The organism is Mediterraneibacter sp. HA8405 (assembly GCF_056148955.1).
In genome coordinates, this window is sequence record NZ_CM148758.1 from 1,273,130 (window position 1) to 1,296,611 (window position 23,482).

The 23,482-nt window shown below is 47.1% G+C and carries 15 protein-coding genes; all 15 read left to right on the top strand.

The features are described from left to right. Positions 1-6: 6 nt before the first annotated feature. The 15 genes from secD (at position 7) to AC0QUU_RS06055 (ending at position 22,989) form a co-directional block, all read left to right on the top strand. Positions 7-2,406, top strand: a complete 2,400-nt coding sequence (secD, locus tag AC0QUU_RS05985; RefSeq protein WP_474545200.1) for a protein translocase subunit SecD — start codon at positions 7-9, stop codon at positions 2,404-2,406. Positions 2,407-2,663: 257 nt separating this feature from the next. Beyond that, the gene (locus tag AC0QUU_RS05990; RefSeq protein ID WP_474545202.1) at positions 2,664-5,822 is read left to right on the top strand and encodes a bacterial Ig-like domain-containing protein; all 3,159 of its coding nucleotides are present in this window, start codon (positions 2,664-2,666) and stop codon (positions 5,820-5,822) included. Between the two features lie 349 nt (positions 5,823-6,171). Continuing rightward, a complete protein-coding gene (gene recJ / locus AC0QUU_RS05995; RefSeq protein ID WP_474545204.1) occupies positions 6,172-7,884 on the top strand; it encodes a single-stranded-DNA-specific exonuclease RecJ in 1,713 nt (570 codons plus the stop codon). Positions 7,885-8,119: 235 nt separating this feature from the next. Then, positions 8,120-10,423, top strand: coding sequence for a RelA/SpoT family protein (locus AC0QUU_RS06000; protein ID WP_474545529.1), 2,304 nt, complete (start codon positions 8,120-8,122; stop codon positions 10,421-10,423). Between the two features lie 10 nt (positions 10,424-10,433). Beyond that, the gene (locus tag AC0QUU_RS06005) at positions 10,434-11,054 is read left to right on the top strand and encodes an MBL fold metallo-hydrolase (RefSeq protein WP_474545206.1); all 621 of its coding nucleotides are present in this window, start codon (positions 10,434-10,436) and stop codon (positions 11,052-11,054) included. 59 nt (positions 11,055-11,113) lie between these two features. Then, positions 11,114-12,589 (top strand): coproporphyrinogen dehydrogenase HemZ, encoded by a 1,476-nt coding sequence (gene hemZ, locus AC0QUU_RS06010; RefSeq protein WP_474545208.1) that lies wholly within the window; start codon positions 11,114-11,116, stop codon positions 12,587-12,589. 31 nt (positions 12,590-12,620) lie between these two features. Further along, the gene (gene hisS, locus AC0QUU_RS06015; RefSeq protein ID WP_474545209.1) at positions 12,621-13,886 is read left to right on the top strand and encodes a histidine--tRNA ligase; all 1,266 of its coding nucleotides are present in this window, start codon (positions 12,621-12,623) and stop codon (positions 13,884-13,886) included. 109 nt (positions 13,887-13,995) lie between these two features. Then, complete coding sequence (aspS, locus tag AC0QUU_RS06020) at positions 13,996-15,780, top strand: aspartate--tRNA ligase (protein ID WP_474545210.1); 1,785 nt, start codon at positions 13,996-13,998, stop codon at positions 15,778-15,780. Positions 15,781-16,606: 826 nt separating this feature from the next. Then, on the top strand, positions 16,607-17,503 hold the full coding sequence (locus AC0QUU_RS06025) for a substrate-binding domain-containing protein (protein WP_474545212.1): 897 nt from the start codon (positions 16,607-16,609) through the stop codon (positions 17,501-17,503). Positions 17,504-17,605: 102 nt separating this feature from the next. Then, positions 17,606-18,499, top strand: a complete 894-nt coding sequence (pstC, locus tag AC0QUU_RS06030; protein ID WP_474545214.1) for a phosphate ABC transporter permease subunit PstC — start codon at positions 17,606-17,608, stop codon at positions 18,497-18,499. 16 nt (positions 18,500-18,515) lie between these two features. Further along, positions 18,516-19,376, top strand: a complete 861-nt coding sequence (gene pstA, locus AC0QUU_RS06035; protein WP_474545530.1) for a phosphate ABC transporter permease PstA — start codon at positions 18,516-18,518, stop codon at positions 19,374-19,376. Between the two features lie 16 nt (positions 19,377-19,392). Then, on the top strand, positions 19,393-20,142 hold the full coding sequence (gene pstB / locus AC0QUU_RS06040; RefSeq protein WP_474545215.1) for a phosphate ABC transporter ATP-binding protein PstB: 750 nt from the start codon (positions 19,393-19,395) through the stop codon (positions 20,140-20,142). 3 nt (positions 20,143-20,145) lie between these two features. Continuing rightward, positions 20,146-20,814, top strand: coding sequence for a phosphate signaling complex protein PhoU (gene phoU / locus AC0QUU_RS06045; protein WP_474545217.1), 669 nt, complete (start codon positions 20,146-20,148; stop codon positions 20,812-20,814). A 178-nt stretch (positions 20,815-20,992) separates the two neighbouring features. Beyond that, entirely contained in the window at positions 20,993-21,667 is a 675-nt protein-coding gene (locus AC0QUU_RS06050) for a winged helix-turn-helix domain-containing protein (protein ID WP_294470053.1), read from the top strand. Next, positions 21,664-22,989 carry a sensor histidine kinase gene (locus AC0QUU_RS06055; RefSeq protein ID WP_474545218.1) on the top strand — a complete coding sequence of 442 codons (1,326 nt, stop codon included), beginning with the start codon at positions 21,664-21,666 and terminating at the stop codon, positions 22,987-22,989. Before AC0QUU_RS06050 ends, AC0QUU_RS06055 begins: the two co-directional genes overlap by 4 nt. Positions 22,990-23,482: the final 493 nt, after the last annotated feature.

Consider the following 23,482-nt stretch of genomic DNA (forward strand, 5'->3'; position numbering starts at 1 on the left):
TAAGACATGAAAAAGAGCAGAGGAATAATCAGCCTGATTGTTATAGCTGCCGTGATTGCGTTTCTTGGCTTTACCACCATTCACGGTCTGAACGACAAGGGAATGGGAGCTGCGAGAAACATCAATCTGGGCCTTGACCTGGAAGGCGGCGTAAGTATTACATATCAGGCAAAAGGAGACACGCCGTCTCAGGAAGACATGCAGGATACTGTCTACAAGATGCAGAGACGTGTGGAACAGTACAGTACAGAGGCTCAGGCATATCAGGAAGGCGACAACCGTGTGAGCATCGAGATCCCGGGAGTTCAGGACGCAAATGAGATCCTGGAAGAACTGGGACAGCCGGGTTCCCTGTATTTTATCCGGCAGTACGGCAGCGACGGAACCGAGAACTATTCACTGAACGCAGACGGTTCTGCATATGAGCTGAATAAGACAATTGAAGAACTGCAGGAGGATGGAAGCATCGTCCTGACCGGGAGCGAAGTGGCAGACGCTTCCGCCGGAAACTATTCAGACCAGACAACCGGTTCCAGCCAGTATGTGGTTGAACTGAATCTGACAGATGAGGGAACCCAGGCCTTTGCCGCGGCTACAGAAGAAGCCCAGGCCAACAGCGAGACTATCGCTATTTACTATGACGGCGAGCTGGTCAGTGTTCCCCGGGTAGATGAAGCGATTACAGACGGACGTGCCCAGATTACAGGAATGACAGATTATGAGGAAGCGGAGAACCTGGCGTCTACAATCCGCATCGGCGGCCTGAATGTAGAGCTGGAAGAGATCAGCTCCAATGTAGTGGGAGCCCAGCTGGGGGAAGACGCGATTCAGACCAGCCTTCTTGCAGGCGCTATCGGACTTGTGATTGTCTGCATCTTTATGTGTTTTGTATATCTGCTTCCCGGATTTGCTTCCAGTATCGCACTCTTTATTTATACAGGGCTGATTCTTCTCCTTTTGAACGCCTTTGATATTACTCTGACTCTTCCGGGTATTGCGGGTATTATACTTGGTATCGGTATGGCCGTGGACGCCAACGTTATTATATTTGCCCGTGTGAGGGAAGAACTGTCGGAAGGGAAATCTGTTCAGTCAGCTCTCCATGCAGGTTTCCATAAGGCTATGTCCGCGATTATTGACGGAAATGTGACTACACTGATCGCGGCTGCCGTGCTGTGGCTGAGAGGAAGCGGGACAGTCCGCGGATTTGCTCAGACACTGGCGCTGGGTATTGTGGTATCCATGTTTACCGCGCTTGTAATTACACGACTGATTATTTATGCATTCTACGGCATCGGCATTCATAATCCGAAAGTGTACGGCAAGATAAGACCGGCCAGAAAGCCCATCGATTTCCTTGGAAAGAGAAAGGTGTTCTTTATTATTTCTATTGTTCTGTGTCTCAGTGGCTTTGTCGGAATGGGCATTAATCACGCAAGAGGAATCGGAGCTATGAACTACAGCCTGGATTTTGCCGGCGGAAGTTCGACAACAGTTACATTTAATGAATCATATACACTGGACGAGATTGACAATGAGATGATTCCGGATCTGGAAGAGATTACCGGAGACAATAACATCCAGGTACAGACGGTAAGAGACAGTACAGACGTCGTATTCAAGACTCAGACTCTGGATCTGGAGACCCGTCAGGAATTCGAAAGCTATATGAATGAGAACTATGGTGTGGAGGCAAATAATATCAAGACAGAAAATATCAGCTCCACTGTAAGTTCTGAAATGAGAACAGATGCGATTGTCGCGGTAATAATCGCTACCCTGTGCATGCTGGTGTATATCTGGTTCCGGTTCAAGGACATCCGTTTTGCGACCAGCGCGGTAATCGCACTGGTACACGATGTACTTGTTGTGCTGGCATTCTACGTGATAGCGAGAGTTTCCGTAGGAAATACATTTATTGCCTGCATGCTGACAATTGTGGGATATTCAATTAATGCTACAATCGTTATCTTCGACCGTATCCGTGAGGAACTGAAAGAGGCAGGAAAAGATGTTGACTTAAAGGAACTTGTAAACAGATGTATTACCCAGACACTTACAAGAAGTATTTACACCAACCTGACTACTTTTATTATGGTTGTGGCACTGTTCATACTTGGCGTCAGCTCCATCCGTGAATTCGCGGCACCTCTGATGGTAGGTATCGGTTGCGGCGCCTATACATCCGTCTGCATAACCGGAGCGCTCTGGTATGTAATGAAAACGAAAATCGGCGCAGGAGCAAAAGCTGCCGCAAAAGCAGCTCTGCTTCAGGAGGCGGGAAACGGTTCTCAGAAGGCAGTCACTCAGAACAATGACAATGCATCTGAGACTTCAGGAGAAACCCGGAAGAGGAACACAAAATCCGGAAAATCCAAAAAGAAGAAAAAGAAAAACAGAAGATAAAAGTAAAAAGACCTGTTCCGGTGCTTCAGCCGGACAGGTCTTTTTACTTTGCTGGAGAGACGGCAAAAGTATATCGGGCAATCGGCAGAAAGAGATCCGGTTTTTACCAATATGATAAAATGTTAAACAAAATGAGAAGAAAAATGCATTTTTTTTGTCCGGTAAAAATGATATGATAAAAAAGTGGAAAAATATACAAAAATATATTCCGGGGAGGAAGAATTTTTGTGAAAAAGAAAAGGAGGATACTGGAATAAATGAAAAAGAAAAAACCGGGAACCAAAAGGGTGCTTGCCGCTTTTCTTGCCCTTGCCATGGCGGGGGCGTATGTTCCGTCTATACCGGCATCGGCAGAAGTTTCGGACGCAGATCTGCTTCTTGATTTTAACTTTGAAGGGTTGTCGGCAGGAGCGGAAATTACTACAGATACGGCTTCTGCAGCAGGCGGATATACTCTTACAGAGAGTTATGACGGCAGTTCAGCACTTCATCTGGACGGCACTTCTTCTCAGTGGCTTAATGTCACAAAGAGTGATGGAACAAGCCTTCTGACAGGGCTGGATGAGATAACGATTTCCTATGACATCCAGAATGAGAGAACTACAACGAACTGGGCGTTTTTTGCTGCGCCGAATACAACTACACAGGAATATCAGGTGGAACATTACATCGGATGCATGCACAGCAATGGAACTCTGACCACTGAGCGTTATAATAATGCCGGGTCGCGCCCGGCGAGCGCTTCCGCGACTGTCGGAAATGACTGGGTGCATATTGATGTAGTGCACAGTGCGGAGGATACAGCTATTTATGTAAACGGCATGGAAAGCTCAAGGGTTGCAAGCAGCTATCCTCTTACGGATATACTGGGGAATAACAGTATTCTTCAGATCGGAAAGGCAAACTGGGCGGCCGGCGAATATTCGCAGATTGCCATGGACAACCTGAAAATCTGGGGACGGGCTCTTACTGCAGAAGAAATACTTCAGCAGGTTCCGGAGACATTTCTGCAGCAGCAGATGGATGAAATTGAGGCTGGTATTACTGACATGACTCTGGAAAACGGGAAGAATACACTGCCGGATTATAACGGAACTGTTACATGGACTTCATCTGATCTGTCCGCGATCAGCATTGCAGAAGACGGCCTTACTGCAGAAGTGCAGGCACCGGCAGTCGGCGAGGATGATCTGACAGGTACGCTGACCGGAGTTATCACACTCGGAACCCTGACCAGAGAGATTACTGTTTCGGTTACAGTAAAAGCTCAGGTAGGACCGGACGACCCCTACGGATACCTGATGGTACATTTTGTTGAGGACAGCGCAGGATATGCGGAAAAAATCTATCTTGATATTTCAAGAGGAGACAATCCGGAACAGTGGGATCCGTTAAACGGCAGAGAACCTATTCTGGCTTCCAATCTGGGAACAACAGGAACCAGAGACCCGTATATCACATATAACCCGGAAACAGAGACCTACTATATTATTGCTACAGACCTGAGAGTGTTCAATGCAAATGATCCCGACTGGAATAACGGAAACTGGGGCGCATGGGCAAGCCAGGGCAGCACAAAGATGAACGTATGGGAGTCAAAAGACCTGATTACCTGGAGCAATGTACGTCAGCTTGACGTATCATTGGATACAGACGGCAATACAGCGGCATATCTGGGCATGATGTGGGCTCCGGAGGCAACCTGGGTAGACGATTATTATGGAGAAGGACAGGGCGCGTTTGTCGTATACTGGTCTTCTAACGTGTATTCAGACGCGGCTCACACGCAGAGTGACGGCGGCTCAGATATTATGTGGGGCGCAACAACAGATTTTACCCAGGATACATGGGAATTCGGCGGAGTAATGCTGGACGGCGGAGAGTACGGATGCATTGATACCAATATTCTTCAGGACGGCGGCAGAACATATCATATAACAAAGAGCCAGGCTCCCGGCGAAGAGATCATTATGGAATATACAGACGAACCACAGTGGTGGCTTGTGGGAAGCGACAGAGATTCAAACTATGACTGGACCCGGGTGCAGACCTCGATCGGCGCGGACTGGTACGGAGCAGTAGAAGGTCCGGCATCCTTTAAAGATCACAGTGTGGATAACAGATGGTATCTCTTTGTAGATGATCTGCCCACTCCGGGATATCAGCCTATGGTATCTACAGATTTGGACAGCGGATGGGATCATCTTGATGCATCCAATTACTTCCTGACATCCTATACAAAGCACGGCGGAGTCATTTCTCTTACAAAGGCTCAGTATGACGCAATCCGTAATGCGGACGCTACGTCAGCTGTAAATGAGAATCTGGGAACAGTTGAAATCACGGAAGGAAGCACAGCAGAGGAACTGCAGGCACAGCTGCCGCAGACAGCGGAAGTAAACCTGGCATATGATATGGGAACATCTGAGCTTCCGATTGTATGGGATCTGTCGTCCGTAAACCTGGATGAGGCGGATACATATACTGTTACAGGTGTAGTGCAGTCCATCAGCGCAAATGCAGATGATTGGGTCGGCGACGGCGGAGCTACTCTTCATACCGCGGAAAACAAAGAGCTGTACAGTTCAAGAGCGATTGAAGTAACCGCCCAGGTAAATGTAACGACACCGGCAGAACCAACGGAACCGGAAGGAAATGTTACAGATCTTACCCTTGAATCAGCACCTGTAAAGCTTGAGTATGTGCAGGGTGAAGAGCTCGATCTGACAGGACTTATTATGAACGCTCTGTATGAAAACGGATATACGGATCAGATCCAGGCAGCAGACGGCGGATTTGAAGTAAGCGGCTACGACGCGCAGCAGATCGGTGAGCAGACAGTTACCGTATCTTTCGGAGGGCAGTCAGTATCCTTTACTGTGAATGTGACGGCGAAAGAAGATCCCTCTCCTGTGTTTACCGGCATTACGATAGCAAATCTGCCGGACAAGACAGAATATGTCCAGGGAGAGGAACTTGACCTGACCGGAATTATTGTAGAAGCGCATTACAGTGATACTTCAGTCATTAAACTGCAGGAAGGTGAGAATGGTTACACCGTAAGCGGCTATGACGCGCAGCAGATCGGTGAGCAGACGATTACAATATCCTATAACGGAGACTCAGTCACATTTGCAGTGAATGTGAAAGCAAAAGATGATCCGCAGCAGCCCACGGATCCGGAAGATCCGCAGCAGCCGGCAAATCCGGATGATACGGAGGATCCGGATGGAGGACAGCAGCCTGCAGATCAGGACGATACAAAGACTCCGTCCGGAAGCGGACAGGACAAATCTGATGATGAGGTTCAGAAGGCTGTACAGACAGGAGATACAACAAATGTAATGCTTCCGATTGCCGGAATCGGAGCAGCCATTGTGCTGGCCGCAGCGGCAAGAAGAAGAGTATCAAAATAAAATAGATACAGATATCCTGTAAATTATGATATCTGCCGGAACTTGTACAAAAGTTCCGGCAGATATTTTTATATTACCGTGAAAGATCCGCGGCCTGAGGGCTTGAGGCGGTGCTTTCCATATATTAGAGAAAAACTATCTGATAGACCGGAGTTTCTGATATTTTTGGGAAAGGAAAATCCGAAGCCGATGCTTGTAGAGAAGAGTGCGGGAAAAAACGGTGTTTATTGTATTTGACATACAGGATTGCTATAATTGTTTTATTGGACAGAAAAATATTTTCAGAGATTGAAAGCAAATATATCCGGACATCTGAAAATATTTCAGGGATATCAGGAGGTACGACGACATGGAAAAATGGTTTATTGCCATGAAGAAGGCGGATTTTAACGGAATTGCGGAGAAATATCACATTTCGCCGATTACGGCGCGTCTGATCCGGAACAGAGATATTATCGGGGATGAGGAGATTGATTTTTATCTCAACGGAACAATTGCCGATCTCTATGACGGCATGCTTATGAAAGATATGGACCGCGCGGTAGATATTCTTGCTGAGAAAATCAGGGAAGAAAAAAGAATCCGTATAATTGGCGATTATGATATTGACGGTGTGAATGCCACCTATATTCTTCAGGAAGGACTGTCCGGGCTGGGAGCGGATGTGGATACAGACATACCGGACCGTATCAGAGACGGCTACGGCCTGAATAAAATGCTTATTGATCGGGCGCTGGACGAGGGAATTGATACGATTATTACCTGTGACAACGGAATTGCGGCGGCAGATGAGATTGCCTACGGGAAAGAGCACGGGCTGACCGTCATCGTGACAGACCACCATGAGGTGCCCTATATTGAAATGGCAGAAGAAAAGGAATATATTCTGCCGCCGGCAGATGCGGTTGTGGATCCACATCGTCCGGAATGCGCCTATCCTTTTAAGGGACTGTGCGGGGCGGCAGTGGCGTATAAGCTGATCGAAGCTCTGTATAATGTGATGCAGCGTGATCCGGAAGATGTGGATTATCTGATGGAAAACGTAGCGATTGCCACAGTGGGAGACGTTATGGATCTGACAGGCGAGAACAGGATCTTTGTCAAACAGGGCCTGGAAATGCTTAAATGTACCCGGAATCCGGGCCTGAAAGCTCTGATTGAGTGTACAGGGATTAATGCAGATCGTCTGAACGCTTATCATATCGGTTTTGTTATAGGTCCGTGCATCAATGCCAGCGGCAGGCTGGATACGGCCAGGCGGGCCCTGGAACTGCTGAATGCCAGAACAAGACGGGAAGCCGTTATGCTGGCGGAAGATCTGAAGGCCCTAAACGACAGCCGGAAGGAAATGACGGAAAAAGGTGTGGAAGAAGCAGTGCGGCTCATTGAGACTACTTCATTGAAAGAGGATAAGGTGCTTGTTGTATATCTGCCGGAATGCCATGAGAGTATTGCCGGAATTATTGCCGGAAGGCTGAAGGAAAAATATTACCGTCCGGTATTTGTGCTGACGAAAGCGGAAGAAGGAGTGAAGGGATCGGGACGGTCCATTGAAACCTACGATATGTTTGCTCAGATGTGCAGATGCAGGGCGCTGTTTACAAAATTCGGAGGACATAAGCTGGCAGCCGGGCTGTCTCTCGACGAAGAAAATGTACAGAGGTTCCGGGAGACCATTAATGCTCTGGCAGATCTGAGCGAGGAAGATCTGCAGATGAAGGTGTCCATAGATATGCGTCTTCCGTTTCCATATATTACGGAGCATCTGATCCATGAACTGGAGCTTCTGGAACCTTTCGGCAAGGGAAATCCGAAACCTTTGTTTGCAGAGAAGAATCTTCGGGTGATCCGGCCGGCGGTTTTCGGGAAAAACAGAAATGTTCTGAAGTGCAGGCTGGAGGATTCAGCGGGAAATCAGATGGAGGCTGTTTATTTCGGGGATGTGGAAGCCTGCCTTGCTCAGATGGAGAAAAAACCGGTTATGTCATTTACATATTATCCGGCGGTAAACGAGTATATGGGCAGGAAAACCCTGCAGCTGACTATTGTAAATTATCAGTAGGTTTTCTGCGCTTTAAAACTTTGTTCTTTTTATGGCGGTGATTCTGTCTGTGACAAAATTCCGGAAAACTTAATATTTGAAATTATTGAAAATAATGATATACTAAGTAATATTGGTATATCAGACTCCGCCGGCGCAGACTGCGGCAGTGAGGGCAGAACCGGCACCGGAAAGAGTTACGGTATATTTGAACCAGGCTAAGAATTACAGAAGATACGTAAAAGGGGGAATTGATATGGCAGGCACTCTGGAATACGAACAGCTTAATAAAAATCTGGAAATAGTAGACGGCCATGCTGTAAAGGCGCCTGAGGATTATCAGGATCCTGAGGAACTGTACCGCGCACTGATCGCCAGGGTGCGGAAATATCACCCCTCCGCCGATATTTCCATGATTGAGAAGGCGTACCGCATTGGACGGGAAGCGCACAAAGATCAGGTGAGAAAGTCAGGAGAGCCCTATATTATTCATCCTCTGTGGGTGGGAATTATTCTGGCCGACCTGGAAATGGATAAAGAAACAATTGTGGCAGGCATGCTACACGATGCAGTGGAAGATACGGATATGACGCTGGAGGATATTACACAGGAGTTCGGAGAAGAGGTTACTCTTCTTGTGGACGGGGTAACCAAGCTGGGACAGCTCAGTTACGCGCAGGATAAGCTGGAAGTACAGGCAGAAAATCTCCGTAAAATGTTTCTTGCAATGGCAAAGGACATTCGTGTTATCATTATTAAACTGGCGGACCGGCTCCATAATATGCGGACGCTGGAGTTTATGACACCGGCAAAACAGCAGGAAAAAGCCAGGGAGACAATGGATATTTACGCTCCCATTGCCCAGAGGCTCGGTATTTCCAAGATCAAGACGGAACTGGATGATCTGTCTTTAAAGTACTGGAAACCGGATGTCTATTACAATCTGGTTAAAGAACTGAATGAGCGCAAGACCGAGAGGGAAGAGTTCGTGCAGCAGATTGTGGCGGAAGTATCCAGACACATGAAAAATGCACATATCAAGGCAAAGGTGTATGGCAGGGTAAAGCATTTCTTCAGCATATACAAAAAGATGGTCAATCAGAATAAGACTCTGGATCAGGTTTATGATCTGTTTGCGGTCCGTATTATTGTAGATTCCATCAAAGACTGTTACGCGGCTCTGGGTGTGATTCATGAGATGTATACACCGATCCCGGGACGATTCAAAGACTATATTGCCATGCCGAAGGCAAATATGTATCAGTCACTGCATACAACTCTGATCGGGCCGTCCGGACAGCCTTTTGAAATCCAGATCCGGACGGAAGAGATGCACAAAACGGCGGAATACGGTATTGCGGCTCACTGGAAATATAAAGAAGGCGCAGACGCCGCCAAAAGTATGGAGGCTCAGGAAGCGAAACTGAACTGGCTCCGCCAGATTCTGGAATGGCAGAGAGACATGTCCGACAACCGGGAGTTTTTAAGTCTTCTCAAAGGTGATCTGGATCTGTTCGCGGAAGATGTGTACTGTTTTACGCCGAATGGAGATGTAAAGAACCTGCCAAACGGTTCTACGCCGGTTGATTTTGCCTATGCGATTCACAGCGCCGTGGGCAATAAGATGGTAGGGGCAAGAGTAAACGGAAAACTGGTCAATATTGACTATAAAATACAGAACGGCGACAGAATTGAGATTCTGACGTCGCAGAATTCCAAGGGACCCAGCCGGGACTGGCTCAACATTGTCAAGAGCACCCAGGCAAAGAATAAGATCAACCAGTGGTTTAAACGGGAATTTAAAGAAGACAACATTATAAGAGGCAAGGAGCTGATTGCTTCTTACTGCAAGAGTAAATCCATTAATCTGCCGGATATTCTGAAGCCGAAGTATCAGCAGGTTGTCCAGAAAAAATACGGATTCCGTGACTGGGATGCTGTGCTGGCAGCTATCGGCCATGGCGGACTCAAAGAAGGTCAGGTCGTAAACCGTCTTCTGGAAGAGTATGAAAAGGAACATAAAAAAGAGATTACAGATGAGATTATTCTGGAGAAAATATCTGAAGCCAACAGTCAGAAAGTTCACATCGGCAAATCCAAGAGCGGAATTGTGGTCAAGGGAATTGACGACATGGCGGTGCGTTTTTCAAAATGCTGCAATCCCGTACCTGGAGACGAGATCGTGGGATTTGTCACAAGGGGACGGGGCATGACCATTCACCGTACGGACTGTGTAAATATCCTTCATCTGTCAGCGGCAGAGCGGGAGAGACTGATTGACGCGGAGTGGGAGGATACTGCGGAAACCGGTGAAGGAGGACAGTATCTGGCAGAGCTTACCATGTATGCCGGAGACAGACAGGGACTTCTTATGGATGTCTCCCGGGTCTTTACAGAGGCAAAGATCGATGTGAAATCCATGAATATCCGGACCAGCAAAAAAGGAACCGCTACTCTCGATATGGGATTTATCGTTCATGGGCGGGAAGAACTGAACAGTGTTATTGAGAAACTCCGTCAGATTGAGAGCGTCATGGATATTGAGCGTACAGCGGGATAAGGAGCAGAATATGAAAATCGAGAAATTTGTGCTTGGCCCTATGGGTACAAACTGTTATATAGCTGTAAATGAGGAGAATGAGGAGTGCTTTTTCGTTGATCCGGCTGCCTGGCCGCCGGAGCTGTCTTCCCATATCCGTACCGGAGGGGAAAAGCCACTGGCCGTACTTCTCACACATGGACATTTTGACCATATTATGGGCCTTGACGGGCTGCTGAAGGAATACGATATTCCGGTTTATGCTCTTGAAAACGAGAAAGATATCCTGAACAGCGGCCGCCTGAACCTGTCTGCCATGATGGGAACAGAATATACGTTTTCCGGCGCCCGGTATGTAAAAGACGGACAGATCCTGGATCTTGGAGGAATGCAGGTCCGGGTTATCCATACGCCCGGGCATACTTCGGGCGGATGCTGCTATTATATAGAAAAGGAAGGTGTTCTCTTCAGTGGAGATACACTGTTCCACGCGTCAATCGGCAGAACGGATTTTCCTACGGGAAGCAGCAGCCGGCTTGTCCGTTCAGTAAAAGAAAGGCTGTTTGAACTGCCGGATGAGACGAAGGTATATCCGGGGCATATGGATGAGACATCTATCGGGTACGAAAAGAAATACAATCCGTTTGTGTGATGCCGGAAATAGCTGCAGCGCCTTTGCAGAGCTGCAGAGACGGCAGGAAATTGAGAATTATGATAGAAATTGAAGTACAGAAAAATAAACATGCATATAATGTGTACCATCTTGTAAAAGCCTTCTTTCCGGGTGAGGAGGTGGTACAGAAAATTAACGGGAAGCAAGAAACTCTGGCGGCAATCCGGATGCCGGAGGGTTCTTGCTTTTCCATTGCGCCGGAAGATATAAATCCGGATGCCGGGGATGTGCGGGACATTCAGAGAGAAAAAAGAGAGGTGACCCGCCGGGTTTACCGCATTCTTTCTGATTATACGGGCAGAAAGCTTGCCTGGGGAATGCTGATCGGAGTGCGGCCCACAAAGCTTGCCATGCAGCGTCTGGAGAAGGAGACAGAGGCCGGAGGGCATCCTGACGTGGATGTTCAGGAACGGGTGGTTTCCTATCTGGAGGAGGAGTATTTTGTCAGCAGGGAAAAGGCGGTTCTGGCGTATCAGGTGGCGCGCCGGGAACAGGAACTTCTGTCCAGACTTGACTGCAGAAACGGATTCAGTCTGTATGCGGGAATTCCGTTCTGCCCCAGTGTGTGTTCCTACTGTTCTTTCAGTTCTTCGCCTCTGGAGAAGTGGAAAGACCGGGTGGATGCTTACTTGGATGCCCTGATCAAAGAAATCAGAGCGCTGTCCAAAATGGCGGCCGGCAGGAGACTGGATACGGTTTATATTGGCGGAGGAACGCCGACAACGCTGGAACCGGAACAGCTGGAGCGTCTGCTGGGGAGCATTTCCGAAGCATTTGATCTGGAAGGGGCTCTGGAGTTTACTGTAGAAGCGGGAAGGCCGGACAGTATTACAGAAGAAAAACTGGCAGTACTGAAGCAATATCCGGTCAGCCGTATTTCCATCAATCCTCAGACCATGCAGCAGAAGACGCTGGATCTGGTGGGGAGACGGCATACCGTACAGCAGACGGCGGATGCTTTTCATATGGCGCGGGCCCTGGGGTTCGCCAACATTAATATGGATCTGATCGCGGGCCTGCCGGGAGAAACGGCGGAGGATATGCGGGATACCATTCAGCAGATTAAAGAACTCCGGCCGGACAGTCTTACCGTTCATTCCCTGGCGATTAAACGGGCAGCCCGGATGGGTCAGGAAGGCAGAACGGCGGATCTGCATACGGAGATATCCCGGATGGTTGACGATGCTGCCGCGGGCGCCGCCAGAATGGGGCTGGTTCCCTATTATCTGTACCGTCAGAAAAATATAGCGGGAAATTTTGAAAATGTGGGATATGCAGAGGTTGACAAAGCCGGAATATACAATATACTGATTATGGAAGAAAAACAGACCATACTTGCAGCCGGAGCGGGCGCGTCCACAAAGTTTGTGCTCCCGGAAAAGACAAGTACGGGAAATGGAAAAGAGACAGATCTGATCCGGGTGGAGAATGTGAAAAACATAGAAGAGTATATCAGCCGGATTGATGAGATGATAGAGCGGAAAGCCAAAGCGGCGGACCGCAGTGCCGTATAATTACGGCAGGCAGGATGAAAGGAGAAGAATTATGGCGCTGAAGAAGAAGCCGGTTACCGGCATGAAGGACATCATGCCCGGGGAAATGGAAATCAGGGATTACGTGATCGGTCTGATTAAAGACACATACAGGACGTTTGGTTTTTCCTCAATTGAGACTCCATGCGTGGAGCATATTGAGAACCTGTGCAGCAAACAGGGCGGAGATAATGAAAAACTGATATTTAAGATTCTGAAAAGAGGGGAAAAGCTGAAAATTGACCAGGCAAAAGAAGAGGCGGATCTGGTGGACGGAGGCCTGCGGTATGATCTGACCGTGCCGCTGTCCCGCTACTACGCAAATCACGCAAATGAACTGCCTTCCCCTTTTAAGGCGCTTCAGATGGGCAATGTGTGGAGAGCGGACCGTCCGCAGAGAGGAAGATTCCGTCAGTTCATGCAGTGTGATATTGACATTCTGGGCGAGCCGTCCAATCTGGCGGAAATTGAGCTGATTCTGGCGACGACGGCACTTCTCGGAAAGCTGGATTTTAAAAACTTCACCATCCGAATCAATGACAGGCGTTTTCTGAAGGCTATGGCCGCATACAGCGGATTTCCCGAGGAAGACTATGACAGCATTTTCATCACTCTGGATAAAATGGACAAGATCGGTCTGGAAGGCGTAGAGGCAGAGCTTAAGGAGAATGGTTATGCAGAAGAATCCGTGGAAAAATATCTTCAGTTATTTAAAGAGATTACGAACGATGTGGCGGGTGTACGTTCATGCAAAGAAAAATTACAGGGCTATCTCGCGCCTGAAGCAGCGGATTCACTGGAAATGATTATCACCAGTGTGGAAAGTCAGAAGGAAGCAGACTTCAGAATGTTCTTCGACCCGACCCTTGTAAGAGGCATGTCCTACTATACCGGAACCATTTTCGAAATCTCTATGGATGAATTCGGCGGTTCCGTGGGCGGCGGCGGAAGATACGACAAAATGATCGGAAAATTTACCGGACAGGACACTCCGGCAGTTGGTTTTTCCATCGGATTTGAGCGTATTGTCATGCTGCTTCTTGAGAGAGGATACCAGGTTCCGGACAGCAGAGTAAAGAAAGCATTTCTTGTAGAAAAAAACATGCACCAGGAAGGCATGCTCAAAGTGCTGGAACTGGCCAGAAACGAGCGCCGGGCAGGAAAACAGGTCATGATTGTCAACATGAAAAAGAACAAAAAGTTCCAGAAGGAACAGCTTGCAGAACAGGGGTATACAGACATCACAGAGTGTTACCGCGATTCCGTAGAAAATCTGTAGGCGGCAGAGAAAAGATAAAATTATCAGAAAACTTCAGCGAAAGGGGACAGACCCTTTTGGAAAGGGGTCTGTCCCCTTTGAAAGAAATTGTCAGAAAAAGGAGAAAATTATGGCTGAATCAATGCAGGGACTTAAGAGAACCCACCGCTGCGGCGAGCTGTCTGCGGCAAATGCAGGACAGACAGTAACGATAATGGGATGGGTGCAGAAGAACAGAAATAAGGGCGGACTTGTGTTTGTAGATGTGAGAGACCGCTCCGGTATTATACAGGTGGTATGTGAAGAAGGAAAGACGGAGCCGGCGCTTCTTGAGAAAGCGGCTTCTCTTCGCTCAGAATACGTAGTCGCTATCACAGGCGAGGTGGCAAAACGTTCCGGCGCGGTCAATGACAAGATCTCTACCGGAGAGATCGAGGTTATCCCGTCAGAACTGAGGATTCTTTCCGAATCACTGACGCCTCCCTTCCAGGTGGAGGAAAACTGCAAGACAAAGGAAGAGGTGCGTCTGAAATATCGTTATCTGGATCTGCGCAGACCGGATATTCAGAGAAATCTTATGATGAAAAGCCGTGTTATGACACTGACACGTCAGTTTTTCAGTGAGGAAGGCTTCCTTGAAATCGAGACTCCCATGCTGGGCAAGACTACACCGGAAGGAGCGAGAGACTATCTTGTACCAAGCCGTGTGCATCCGGGATGTTTTTACGGACTGCCCCAGTCACCTCAGCTTTATAAGCAGCTTCTGATGTGTTCCGGATTCGACCGCTATATTCAGATTGCCAGATGTTTCCGCGACGAGGATCTGCGCGCGGACAGACAGCCGGAGTTTACGCAGATTGACATGGAGCTGTCCTTTGTGGATGTAGATGATGTAATTGATGTAAATGAGAGATATCTTGCGAAGTTGTTCAAAGAAGTACTGGATGTGGATGTTTCCCTTCCGATCCAGCGGATGACATGGCAGGAGGCAATGGACCGTTTTGGATCTGATAAGCCGGATCTCCGTTTTGGCATGGAACTTACAGATGTAACAGAAGTAGTAAAAGGATGCGGCTTCGGAGTATTTACGGGTGCTATTGAAAACGGTGGAACTGTCCGCGGCATTAACGCAAAGGGACAGGGCGGCATGCCGAGAAAGAAAATTGACAAGCTGACTGCATTTGTAAAAGATTACGGCGCAAAAGGTCTGGCGTATATTGCCATTCAGGAAGACGGAACTCTGAAATCATCCTTCGCCAAGTTTATGAGCGAAGAGGAGATGAGCGCACTGGTGAAAGCTATGAACGGAGAGGCGGGAGATCTTCTTCTGTTTGCCGCTGATAAGAACAAAGTTGTCTGGGATTCCCTGGGAGCGCTTCGTGTGGAACTTGCGAAACAGCTTGATCTCCTGGACAAAAATGAATTCCGCTTTGTTTGGATTACCGAATTTCCGCAGTTTGAGTGGAGCGATGAACAGGGACGCTATCTTGCCATGCATCATCCGTTTACGATGCCGATGGAAGAGGATCTGCCACTCCTGGATGCGGGAGAACTCGGAAAAATACGCGCTAAGGCTTATGATATTGTTCTCAACGGAAATGAGATCGGCGGCGGAAGCGTCAGAATCCACCAGAACGACATACAGGAAAAAATGTTTGAGGCGCTTGGATTTACGAAAGAACAGGCACACAGCCAGTTCGGCTTCCTGCTTGAAGCATTTAAGTATGGAGTACCGCCTCACGCAGGACTTGCATACGGTCTGGACCGTCTTGTTATGCTTATGGCAAAGCAGGACAGCATCCGTGACGTAATCGCCTTTCCGAAGATCAAAGACGCATCCTGCCTGATGACAGAAGCGCCCACGCCGGCAGACGAAAAACAGCTGGAAGAGTTGGGGCTTTCAATAGTAGAATAGATTCGGATTTGTCGGAGAGCTGTGAGTGGAGAGGCGTCCGAAAACACCTGGATACCAGGAGATTGGATAATCGGATCTGGAAATGAGGGATGTGTGCTTTTGTTTCCGTTCCGCAGATAAAGAAAAACTAAAAAACCTGACGACAGGCTAAGAGCAAAATTTACAGCAGAAAACTCGCATTCGCTCAGACAATTCTGCTGTAAATTTTAACGCCTGCCGCCAGGTTTTCTGTTTTTCTAATATCTGCTCCAAAGTCACCAAAAGCACACATCCTTCATTTCCAAAAGTCGCATCCAATCGGCGGTATCCCGCTGTTTTCTGCGCACATCCAGTCAGCAGTATCCCCGACAATTCCGAATTTCAGAAAACAGGAAAAAACCGGAGCTGTTCCGACTGCAGCTGGTTGGATCTAAAGCATCACTACTGCCTGGATCACCTGCCGTCTCCGCCGTTAAAGCACCCCTTTCTTTTTTAGTTTATGAGGATCTGCGACGGGAATTTCCGGACTGAGGAACAGAAAAACGGAAGTCCGGAGAGTTTTTGGATGCGCCTTTCAGAAGAGGGGGACAGGGAATCAGAATTCCCTGTCCCCCTCTTCTGAATCCGTCTTATAAAAACTTCTTCGTCCTCTGTTTTCCTTTTTCAATACCGGAAGTTCACTTCGACAAATCCGGATTTTCCACAAAAACCCGGAAAACCGGGCTTTTTTCATTTTACATAGATTTAACATACTCCTGATTTTACATTTAACATTTCCCTTTTATGATGAATACCGTGGTTAACACAGAACATAATAATCGATATATGAAAAAGGAGATTATGAACGATGAGAATGAAAAAGTTTATTGCAGTTTTAACTATGGCAGGTATGATGGCAGCACTTGCCGCAGGATGTGGTTCTGACAACAATTCATCTGAAGGTGGAGATTCCGGTTCCGATTCTTCATGGGATGCGGCAAATATGATCACAGCCGTAACACGTGAGGAAGGATCAGGCACAAGAGGAGCTTTTACAGAGCTGTTCGGTGTTGTTGATGAAGATGACAACGATATGATCACTCTGGATGCTCAGACTACAAACAGCACATCCGTTATGATGACAACAGTATCTGAGAATGAATACGCAATCGGTTACATCTCTCTGGGATCTCTCGATGATTCTCTTGTAAAGGCTGTTAAGATTGATGGAGTAGACGCTACAGCAGAGAATATTGAAAACGGAACTTACAAAGTATCCAGACCGTTCAACGTAGCAGTAAAACCGGATTTAGATAATGCGGTAGCAACAGACTTCATGGCATTCATCATGAGCACAGAAGGACAGCAGGTTGTCTCTGATGAAGGTTACATCCCGGTAGCAAATGTTGAGGCATATGCAGGAAGCGCTCCGGAAGGAAGCTGCGTAGTAGGCGGTTCTTCATCTGTATCTCCGCTGATGGAGAAACTGATCGAAGCTTATGCGGAAGTTAACCCGAACGCATCTATTGAACTTCAGACATCTGACTCTACTACAGGTATGACATCTGCAATTGAGGGAAGCTATGACATCGGTATGGCATCCAGAGAGCTGAAAGATGAGGAAGCTGCTGAACTTCAGGGAACAGTAATCGCTACAGACGGTATCGCAGTTATCGTAAACAAGAACAACCCGACAGACGATCTGACATCTGATCAGGTTAAGAGCATTTACCTTGGCGATGTAACAACATGGGACGCTATCTAAGATAATCACAAACAGAGAAATTCTTGAAGAAAAGATTTCCGCTTTTAAATTATGAGCCGGGCAGATATGAGCTATGTCTTCCCGGCTCATTAGGAGGAAAAAATGAAATCAAAAGCATGGACTGAAAAATTCATGCAGGGAGTATTTCTGATAGCCGCGTGTGCATCTGTGCTTGCGGTAGCGCTTATTTGCATTTTCCTGTTTGCAAATGGCATCCCTGCAATGAGAGAAATCGGATTTATCAAATTTATCACAGGCGAGATCTGGCGTCCGAACAGTGAACAGTTCGGAATCCTGCCGATGATCGTGGGAAGTCTTTATGTAACGGCGGGCGCGATCATTTTCGGTGTGCCGATCGGAATCCTGACGTCTGTCTTCATGGCAATGTACTGCCCGAAGCAGATTTACAAACCGCTGAAAGCGGCGACAGAACTTCTCGCGGGAATCCCGTCAGTTATCTATGGTTTCTTTGGTCTGGTCGTAGTTGTGCCGCTTATCCGTGATTTCGGAACTGCACTTTACAGGGCGGGGATTGTAAACAAGCCGGGCAACGGAAACAGTATTCTGACTGCTTCTCTTATCCTGGGTATGATGATTCTGCCGACGATTATCGGAACAACAGAGAGCGCGATGCGTGCGGTGCCGGCGCACTATTATGAAGGTTCGCTTGCACTGGGGGCTACGAAAGAGCGGAGTATCTTCCGCGTCATCATTCCGGCGGCTAAATCAGGTGTGATTGCAGGAATCGTCCTCGGAATCGGCCGTGCTATTGGTGAGACTATGGCAGTTATTATGATTGTCGGAAACCAGGCGCGTCTCACCGGAAGTATCCTTGACGGTATCCGTACACTGACCGGAAATATCGTAATCGAGATGGGATATGCGACAGGGCTTCACAGGGAAGCACTGATTGCGACAGGAGTTGTGCTCTTCGTGTTCATCCTCATCATAAACTTAAGTGTAGCATTACTGAAGAGGGGGGCGGATCATGAATAAACAGACAGACATAAAAATGGTCAATAAGACAACGTTCAGCGATAAACTCAAGACTTATGCGAAACATCCCGGTTCCCTTATTATAATGCTGCTTGTGATGCTGGCGGCGATTATTACATTTGCTGTACTGATCTTCCTGATCGCTTATATCCTGATCAACGGTCTGCCGCACATTACTCCGTCGCTTTTCTCTCTGGAATACAGTTCAGAAAATGCTTCGGTTGTACCGGCTTTTGTTAATACAATTGTTATGACATTATTATCCCTCATTATTGCGGTGCCTTTCGGAATCTTTTCCGCAATCTTTCTTGTGGAATATGCAAAGAGGGGAAATAAGTTTGTCGAGGTTATCCGCCTGACGACAGAGACACTTCAGGGTATTCCGTCTATCGTGTACGGCCTCTTCGGCATGCTGTTCTTTGTAAATACTCTGGGATGGGGATTCTCCCTTCTGGCCGGTGCATTTACCATTGCAATCATGATACTTCCTTTGATCATGAGAACAACGGAGGAAGCGCTGAAAGCAGTTCCGGACTCATACCGTGAAGGAAGTTTCGGACTCGGGGCAGGAAAACTCCGCACCGTGTTCCGCATCGTGCTGCCGTCCGCTATTCCCGGAGTCCTGGCAGGTGTGATCCTTGCGATTGGACGTATTGTTGGTGAGACAGCGGCCCTGATGTATACATCAGGAACAGTGGCACAGATCCCTGACAGTATAATGGGATCCGGACGTACGCTGGCGCTTCACATGTATGTTCTCTCAAGTGAGGGCCTTTATATGGATCAGGCGTATGCAACAGCAGTAATCCTGCTTGTACTTGTAGTAGGTATTAATGCACTGTCAAGTTTTATTGCAAGAAAACTTACGAAAGCGTAAAAGAAAGGGAAAGGAAATGTCTAAGTTAAGTATAAAGAATCTGGATTTATATTACGGTGATTTCAAGGCCCTGAAAGATGTAAATCTTGAGATTGAAGCAAATAAGATCACTGCTTTTATCGGTCCTTCCGGATGTGGTAAATCTACACTCCTGAAGTCCATCAACCGTATGAACGACCTTGTAGAGGGATGCCGTATTGACGGAGAGATCCTTCTGGACGGAGAGAATATTTTCAAAGGCATGGATGTAAACATGTTAAGGAAGCGTGTCGGAATGGTATTCCAGAAACCGAACCCGTTCCCCATGAGTATCTACGACAATATTGCGTACGGTCCGAGAACTCACGGTGTGCGTTCCAAATCAAAACTGGATGATATTGTCGAAAAATCACTGAGAAATGCTGCAATCTGGGATGAGTGTAAAGACCGTCTTAAGACAAGTGCTCTCGGCATGTCCGGCGGACAGCAGCAGAGACTCTGCATCGCAAGAGCGCTGGCCGTAGAGCCGGAAGTTCTTCTGATGGATGAGCCTACATCAGCCCTGGATCCGATCTCTACATCTAAGATCGAAGATCTTGCGATGGAACTGAAAAAAGACTATACTATAGTCATGGTTACACACAATATGCAGCAGGCAGTCCGTGTATCAGATAATACAGCCTTCTTCCTTCTTGGAGAAGTTGTAGAATACAATGATACAGAAAAATTATTCTCAATACCGGCTGATAAGAGAACAGAAGACTATATCACAGGGAGGTTTGGTTAAACTATGCGTAATAAATTTGACCAGCAGCTGCATCTGCTTGAAGAGCAGCTCACACATATGGGAGAACTTTGTGAGACAGCCATTGCAAAAGCAACGCAGGCGCTTAAAGACGGAAGTATCGAGCAGGCGAAAATTATTATTGAAGAAGACGAGGAAATCGACCAGTGTGAAAAAGATATTGAGAGACTGTGTCTGAAACTGCTTCTTCAGCAGCAGCCAGTGGCAAGAGATTTAAGAAGAATTTCCGCGGCTCTGAAAATGATTACAGATATGGAGCGTATCGGAGACCAGACGTCTGATATTGCGGAGATTATTATTTCCTCCAGGGGAGTTGCTGCAACTGATGAGATTCATGTAATCGGAACTATGGCTTCCGAGGTAAGCAAGATGGTCCGCAACAGCGTGACAGCTTATGTAAATAAAGATCTTGAGCTTGCCCAGAGCGTTATGAAAGCCGATGATGAAATTGATCAGTACTTTGAGGAAGTACGTGATGAGATGATTGATTTCATTAAAGAAGAAAAAGGAGAAAACGGCAAGAGAATCTTTGATCTGATTATGGTAACCAAATATCTGGAAAGAATCGGAGATCATGCGACAAATATCGCTGAGTGGGTAGAATTTTCCATTACAGGCGTGCATAAGGACAGCGCGGTTATACACGAGGGCTGATTGCTTTTTCTGCCATATGCAGGGAACAGATATACCCGGCTGAAACATGCATAGTATCTGTTCCCGAATTGGCAGCCGGTCTGAGACAGGATATTGTATTGATCTGAAAAACAGGCAGGATCGTGACGGTATAGTCGGACATACTGCAGAAATGATAATAATAGAAGGAGAAGTTTGGATGATATATTGCGTGGAAGATGATGACAACATCCGGGAACTTGTGATATATACATTGGAAACAACAGGACTCAAGGCACGGGGGTTCGCAGACGGTTCTGCTTTCATGGAAGCTTTGGCGTTCGATACGCCAGAGCTTATTTTACTTGACATTATGCTCCCTGGCGATGACGGGCTTGAACTTTTGAAGAAACTGAAATCTTCTCAGAAGACAAAAAGTATCCCGGTTATTATGGTAACAGCAAAAGGAACAGAATATGATAAGGTTATCGGTCTGGATTCCGGTGCAGATGATTATGTGACAAAGCCATTCGGTATGATGGAACTTGTTTCCAGAATCAAGGCAGTTCTGCGGCGCAGCGGAAAAGTTGAAGACCGTATGGACATGGACATATCAGGTGTGCATGTAAATGTGAAAAAGCATGAGGTGACAGTTGAAGGAAAAGAGATTTCTCTTACACTGAAAGAGTTTGAGCTTCTGGAAAAACTGATGCGCAACCAGGGAATCGTACTGACGAGAGATCAGCTCCTCACTGAAATCTGGGGATATGATTTTGACGGTGAGACCCGTACCGTGGATGTGCATATCAGGACACTGCGGCAGAAACTGGGAGAAAAGGGCGAAATCATCCAGACTGTCCGCGGCGTAGGATACCGTGTAGGGGGAGATGCATGAGAAAACGAATACAGAGGAGCATGATGCTGATCCTTGCTGTAACACTTTTGCTTTTCTATGCCATTATGTCTGTTATTTTATATAACAGAAATCTGGAACTTCTGAAAAGAGAAGTAAAGCAGGAGGCGGAGTATATCTGTACGGCAGTGAATATTTCGGGATCCGGCTATCTTGAAAAATTGTCGCAGGTAGATGAAGGAACACGAGTGACACAGATTGATGATTCAGGAAATGTGCTTTATGATTCTTCCAGCGAAGAAGAGGATATGGAAAATCATGGAGCACGGCAGGAGGTAAAAGAGGCATTGGCCTCCGGTACCGGGGAATCGGTGAGAATGTCGAACACTTTGGGCAGGGAACTCTATTATTACGCAGTTCTTCTTGATAATGGAACAGTACTGCGTGTTGCCAAATCCATGGATAACCTTGCCATGACAGCGCTGAATGTTTTTCCGGTGATAGGAGGTCTGGCTGTTCTGATGATAGCGTTTGCTCTGTTTCTCGCAAAATGGCAGACAAAAAAACTGATCAGGCCCATTAATGAGCTGGATCTGGAACATCCTCTTGAAAATACGCTTTATGAAGAACTGACGCCTCTTCTTGTGGCAATGGATAAACAGAATAAGGAAAAAGAAGCAGTTTCAAATATGAGAAAGGAATTCTCCGCAAATGTATCTCACGAGCTGAAGACACCGCTTACGTCTATTTCCGGATATGCAGAGATAATGAAAAACGGCATGGTACGTCCGGCTGATATTCCGGTTTTTTCAGAGAGAATTTACAAGGAGGCCAGAAGGCTGATTACACTTGTGGAAGATATTATTAAACTGTCAAAACTGGACGAAGAATCCGTTGAGCTTGAAAAAGAAGAAGTAGATCTTTATGAACTGACCAGAGAAATTGTAAGCCGGCTTTCGCCTCAGGTATCACAGAAACACATAAGAATGGAAGTGACAGGCGAATCGGTGGAATGCTATGGCATCCGGCAGATCCTGGATGAAATGGTTTATAATGTATGCGAAAATGCCATTAAGTATAATAATGAAGGCGGACGGGTGTCCGTCTGGGTCGGTAATACCCTGGAAGGCCCGAAAGTCAGTGTTTCCGACACCGGAATCGGAATTCCAAAAGAACATCAGGAACGTATTTTCGAGCGTTTCTACCGTGTAGACAAAAGCCACTCCAAAGAGCGGGGCGGCACAGGACTGGGACTTTCAATCGTCAAGCACGGAGCGCTGTTGCATGGAGCAAAAGTCAGTGTAGACAGTGTACCCGGAAAAGGAACCAGAATTGAAATGCTCTTTCCGAAGGATAAGAAGTGAAAATCGGATTTGTCGAAGGGAATCTCCGGAGAAAAACGCAGAATTCGGAAGGAAAAAAGTTTTTAGCAGACGGATTCAGAAGAGGGGGACAGGGAATTCTGTTTCCGTTCCATGAGTTAAGAAAAATAACGGAACCTGGGAATCAGCTAAAAACAGGATTTACAGCGGGCTAACTCGCATGCGCTCGGACAGAGCCTGCCGTAAATCCTGACGCTGATTCTCAGGTTCCTATTTTTCTAAACTCATTCCAGAGTCATCAGAATTCCCTGTCCCCCTCTTCTGAAAGGCGCATCCAAAAAACTTTCTGCACTTCCGTTTTTCTGTTCCTCAGTCCGGAAATTCCCTACGCAGATCCTCATAAGACAAAAACAGCGGGATACCGCCGATTGGATGCGACTTTTGGAAATGAGGGCTGTGTGCTTTTGGTGACTTTGGAGCAGATATTAGAAAAACAGAAAACCTGGCGGCAGGCGTTAAAATTTACAGCAGAATT

What these genes read in the sequence shown, in the direction of transcription:
- AC0QUU_RS06050 (WP_294470053.1), top strand. Translation starts at nt 20,993, where the DNA reads ATGATATATTGCGTGGAAGATGATGACAACATCCGGGAACTTGTGATA.
- AC0QUU_RS06025 (WP_474545212.1), top strand. Translation starts at nt 16,607, where the DNA reads ATGAGAATGAAAAAGTTTATTGCAGTTTTAACTATGGCAGGTATGATG.
- hisS (WP_474545209.1), top strand. Translation starts at nt 12,621, where the DNA reads ATGGCGCTGAAGAAGAAGCCGGTTACCGGCATGAAGGACATCATGCCC.
- pstC (WP_474545214.1), top strand. Translation starts at nt 17,606, where the DNA reads ATGAAATCAAAAGCATGGACTGAAAAATTCATGCAGGGAGTATTTCTG.
- secD (WP_474545200.1), top strand. Translation starts at nt 7, where the DNA reads ATGAAAAAGAGCAGAGGAATAATCAGCCTGATTGTTATAGCTGCCGTG.
- pstA (WP_474545530.1), top strand. Translation starts at nt 18,516, where the DNA reads ATGGTCAATAAGACAACGTTCAGCGATAAACTCAAGACTTATGCGAAA.
- phoU (WP_474545217.1), top strand. Translation starts at nt 20,146, where the DNA reads ATGCGTAATAAATTTGACCAGCAGCTGCATCTGCTTGAAGAGCAGCTC.
- AC0QUU_RS05990 (WP_474545202.1), top strand. Translation starts at nt 2,664, where the DNA reads ATGAAAAAGAAAAAACCGGGAACCAAAAGGGTGCTTGCCGCTTTTCTT.
- recJ (WP_474545204.1), top strand. Translation starts at nt 6,172, where the DNA reads ATGGAAAAATGGTTTATTGCCATGAAGAAGGCGGATTTTAACGGAATT.
- AC0QUU_RS06000 (WP_474545529.1), top strand. Translation starts at nt 8,120, where the DNA reads ATGGCAGGCACTCTGGAATACGAACAGCTTAATAAAAATCTGGAAATA.
- AC0QUU_RS06055 (WP_474545218.1), top strand. Translation starts at nt 21,664, where the DNA reads ATGAGAAAACGAATACAGAGGAGCATGATGCTGATCCTTGCTGTAACA.
- pstB (WP_474545215.1), top strand. Translation starts at nt 19,393, where the DNA reads ATGTCTAAGTTAAGTATAAAGAATCTGGATTTATATTACGGTGATTTC.
- aspS (WP_474545210.1), top strand. Translation starts at nt 13,996, where the DNA reads ATGGCTGAATCAATGCAGGGACTTAAGAGAACCCACCGCTGCGGCGAG.
- hemZ (WP_474545208.1), top strand. Translation starts at nt 11,114, where the DNA reads ATGATAGAAATTGAAGTACAGAAAAATAAACATGCATATAATGTGTAC.
- AC0QUU_RS06005 (WP_474545206.1), top strand. Translation starts at nt 10,434, where the DNA reads ATGAAAATCGAGAAATTTGTGCTTGGCCCTATGGGTACAAACTGTTAT.